This is a genomic window from Herpetosiphon sp., from assembly GCF_003512625.1.
Classification (GTDB): domain Bacteria; phylum Chloroflexota; class Chloroflexia; order Chloroflexales; family Herpetosiphonaceae; genus Herpetosiphon; species Herpetosiphon aurantiacus.
On record NZ_DOPT01000110.1, the window covers coordinates 1 to 3,786 of the forward strand.

2 protein-coding genes and 1 pseudogene are annotated in these 3,786 nt (G+C 51.9%); all 3 read left to right on the top strand.

Features of this window, described 5'->3' with window-relative positions:
* Nucleotides 1–2,127 (top strand): annotated as a pseudogene (locus tag DEF47_RS24925) (hypothetical protein); the annotation flags it as partial.
* Nucleotides 2,127–2,795, top strand: a complete 669-nt coding sequence (locus DEF47_RS24930; protein ID WP_012187751.1) for a hypothetical protein — start codon at nt 2,127–2,129, stop codon at nt 2,793–2,795. The pseudogene DEF47_RS24925 and the gene DEF47_RS24930, both read left to right, overlap by 1 nt.
* 19 nt (nt 2,796–2,814) lie before the next feature.
* The coding region (locus DEF47_RS24935) for a glutamate mutase L (RefSeq protein WP_287045390.1) at nt 2,815–3,786 on the top strand (972 nt) is incomplete at its 3' end.

A 3,786-nucleotide genomic window follows, 5' to 3' on the forward strand; every position in this document is an offset into this window, starting at 1 on the left:
GTGCCAGCGTGGTTACGCGGGGAGTTGGATGTCGCAGCGCCAGCAGCAAGTGGCGATGTGCCCGCATGGTTGCAAGCCGACGTAGCGCCGCCAGCCGCTCCGACTGCAAGTGGTGGTGATATGCCTGCGTGGCTGCAAGCGGATGCAGGTGAAACTGTGCGGCTTGATTCCGCAGATGCTAGCGCTGATGTTCCGGCATGGCTCAAAGCTGATTTAGAAGCTGCACCACCAGCAGCTCCAGCGGCGAGTGGCGATATTCCATCATGGTTGCAAGCGGATGCAGGTGAAACTGTGCGGCTTGATTCCGCAGATGCTAGCGCTGATGTTCCGGCGTGGCTCAAAGCTGATTTAGAAGCTGCACCGCCAGCCGCTTCGGCAGCGAGTGGTGGCGATATTCCATCATGGCTGCAAGCGGATGCAGGTGAATTGCCCCAAGTTAGCCCGACTGTGCGGCTTGATCCTGAGGATTCCAGCGATAATGTTCCGGCATGGCTCAAAGCTGACTTGGAAACGGCCTCACCAGCGGCTCCTGCGCCTATTGATACTCCCAATTGGTTGCATGAAGATGCTCCAACGGTAAAACTCGACAATCAAGCTGCCGGTATTCCTGCATGGTTACAAGAAGATCTGCCAACCGTTAAATTGGATAGCCCTGCAGGGAATATTCCGGCTTGGCTACAAGATGATGTAACGCCGATTGCGCCAGCTCCAGTCAAACCTGAGCCTGTTGCGCCTGCGACTCCAAGCTACGATCCAGAGGGTGCAAATGTCCCGGCATGGTTGCGAGACGACTTAGATATTGAGATTCCAGCGAGCAAGCCCACCGTAGCCCCAATTATTCCGAGCAGTACCTCGCCTTCATGGCTATTGGATGATGAGCCAACCCAAGCGACTCAAGATGATACCTTGTTGGGTAGCGTTGATTTGCCTGCGTGGTTACGCCAAACGGTTAAGTTAGAGGAACCCAGCCTAGTTGTTGAACAAGAAGCTGCTTCGGCTGTGGCTGAATCAGCCGATTGGTTACGGGTGTTGGGTGAGCCAGAACCTGCGATTGCCGCAACCAGCCCAACCACTCGCCGTTTGATTGATAGTGAACCGCCAGCCTTGCTTAGCCGAACGCCCGAGCGGGTTTCGGCAATGCATTTGTTGCAAGATTTGGTGACCAAGCCGTTACCTGAGCCAGTCGAAGCACCACCTGTAGCGCTTGCGCCTTGGTGGCAGCGCATTGGCACTCAGCGGATTGTCGCCAGTTTGATGATTATAAGTTTGCTGGTTGGCTTGCTTGTGCCCAATCTCTTGGCGATCAATACTCAAGCTTTAACCATTGGCGGCAATACCAGTGATCTCTACAACTATGTGGAAACACTCAACCCCGAAAGCCGCGTGCTGATTGCCTACGAAGGTGATTTACGCCATAACGCTGAGCTTGGGCCGTTGGAACACGCAATTTCCCAACATCTGATCGAGCGTAAAGTGCCGATGTTATTGCTTTCGACTGATACTGAAGGGAGTTTGCTGGCAAGCCAACGTGCTGCCCAATTTCCAGTGATCGATGCTAACACAGGCTATACTGGCGAAGGTGCTGAATACTTGAATCTTGGTTGGGTCAAAGGCAATGAACTTGGAATTGCCCAACTTGGCAGTAATTTGCGTGGCGCAATTGCCAACCTTTTGCTCAATCGCGAAGGTGCTGATGTTAATTTGTTGCGAATTATGTCGAAATTGAATTCCAACAATCAGCTTGATCGCCCACGGATTACCACGACCAAAGACCTTGATTTGTTGATTGTGGTTGCTGATGAGCCAGGCGATGTCCAGCGCTGGATGGAGCAATTCTGGGCGCGTGAACCAGCCCTGCCAGTTGCCATTTTAACCACCAATGAAGTCTTACCCCAAATCCAACCCTATGTTGATGTTAATGTTAACGGCACGCCCGCCGCAATTTATACGGCAGCAGGCTTGGTTGGCGAACAACAATATATGGCTTTACGTTCGAATAACACCAATACTAATACCAATGGCCCGATCACAGCCCTGAGTTTAGGGATGATCACCACGGTTGTGGTGGTGTTAGTCGGTGGGTTGCTTCAGTTGCAACGGCGTATCCGTGGAAAGAGGAATAGCTAGTGACAACGCTTGGCCCTTGGATCGCCTTTGGCTTGACCTTAATTGTGCTCAGCCGTGCGTTTGGCGAAAATCCACTATTTCGATTCAGCCAATATTTGTTTGTTGGTTTGGCGCTTGGCTATACGCTCACGGTGGTGGTCACAACGATTTTTATTGTGCCAAGCGGCGATATGCTCGATAACCCCGATAGCGTTGGTACCGCCTTATTTATTGTTCCTGTGCTGATTGGGGTACTGTTGTTGACCCGTTTACGGACGCAGCAATTCTCGTGGCTGGCTAACATTCCGTTATCGCTGTTGTTTGGGGTAGCCGCCGCAGTTGCAATTGCTGGCACGCTCCTAGGCACACTCCTGCCACAGTTACAAGCCTCGTTCTTTTCAGTCACAAGTTTTACCGATGGTAGTAATTTGGGTGCGGCAATCGGTAAGTTGGTTTTGGTGATTGGCATTGTGCTTGTGTTGCTGTCGTTTCGGTTTAGTAAGGCGGCCACGCCTGAAGCTGCTGATCATACGGAAACCTTAAAACCAAGCTTGGTCGCAAAATTTGGCCGAATGTGGCTTTTGCTCAGTTTGGGGGCGGTCTTTGCCGCTACGCTGATCACCTATCAATCAGCCTTGATTGATCGAATTCAGTTTTTGCTGCGGCAAATAATAGGCGTGATCTCTTAGGGGTTGCGAAAGGATTGATATGACGACCGCTGATCCTGCTGCACTGCTTGTCGTTGATATTGGCACGTTATTTACTCACGTGGCGCTGCTCGAACTGGTTGCAGGCGAGTACCGTTTGTTGGGTCGTGCCCAAGCGCTCTCAACCCTGGAGCCACCAATTGCCGATGCATGGCATGGTATTTTGGCCGCGATTCGCGAAATTGAGCAATTAACATTCCGTGCGATTGCCCATGTCGATGGTTTGATGACCCCCCATCGTGCTGATGGTTCAGGTGTTGATGGTATGGTGGTAACTACTAGCGCTGCTGGTACGTTGCCAATTGTTTTGGCTGCCATTTCCAACGATACCACTGGCGCTAGTTTGCGACGGGTTGCCCGTTCGAGCTATACCACGGTGCTCGATATGGTCACGCTTGATGAATATGGTGACCCCGATTTAGCCGAAGGCGAAAGTTGGATCGATTATCAATTGGCCAATTTGGTGCGCTTGCCTGCTGCAACCGTGCTGCTGGCTGGTGGAATCGATGGCGGCAACTCGGCTCCGCTTGAGCGTTTGGCCCACATGCTGGGCTTTACCGTCTTACGGCTTGAACAAATTAATTCGCGTGAGTTCGCCCATGTAATTTTTGCGGGCAATACCGCTGCCTACCCTGGCATCGAGGAGGCTCTTTCCACGATTGCGCCAATTACTGCTACTGCGAATGTGTTGCCTGCGATTGGGGTTGAACAATTGATGCCAGCTCGCTTGGAATTAATTCGTTCGTACAATGATCGCGTCTTGCCAAAACTGCCAAGTTTCAACCGCATGCGAGCCATGAGCAGCGATATGATTCGTTGTACCAGCGATGGTTTTGGTCCATTGGTGCGCTTTATCGCTAAACATCATGGCCGGAATACCTTGATTGTTGATATTGGTGCGATGACGAGCGCTGGCTATGCTTCCGACGGAACTCAATTGCACCTGACCGTCGAGACCAATTGTGGCACGGCC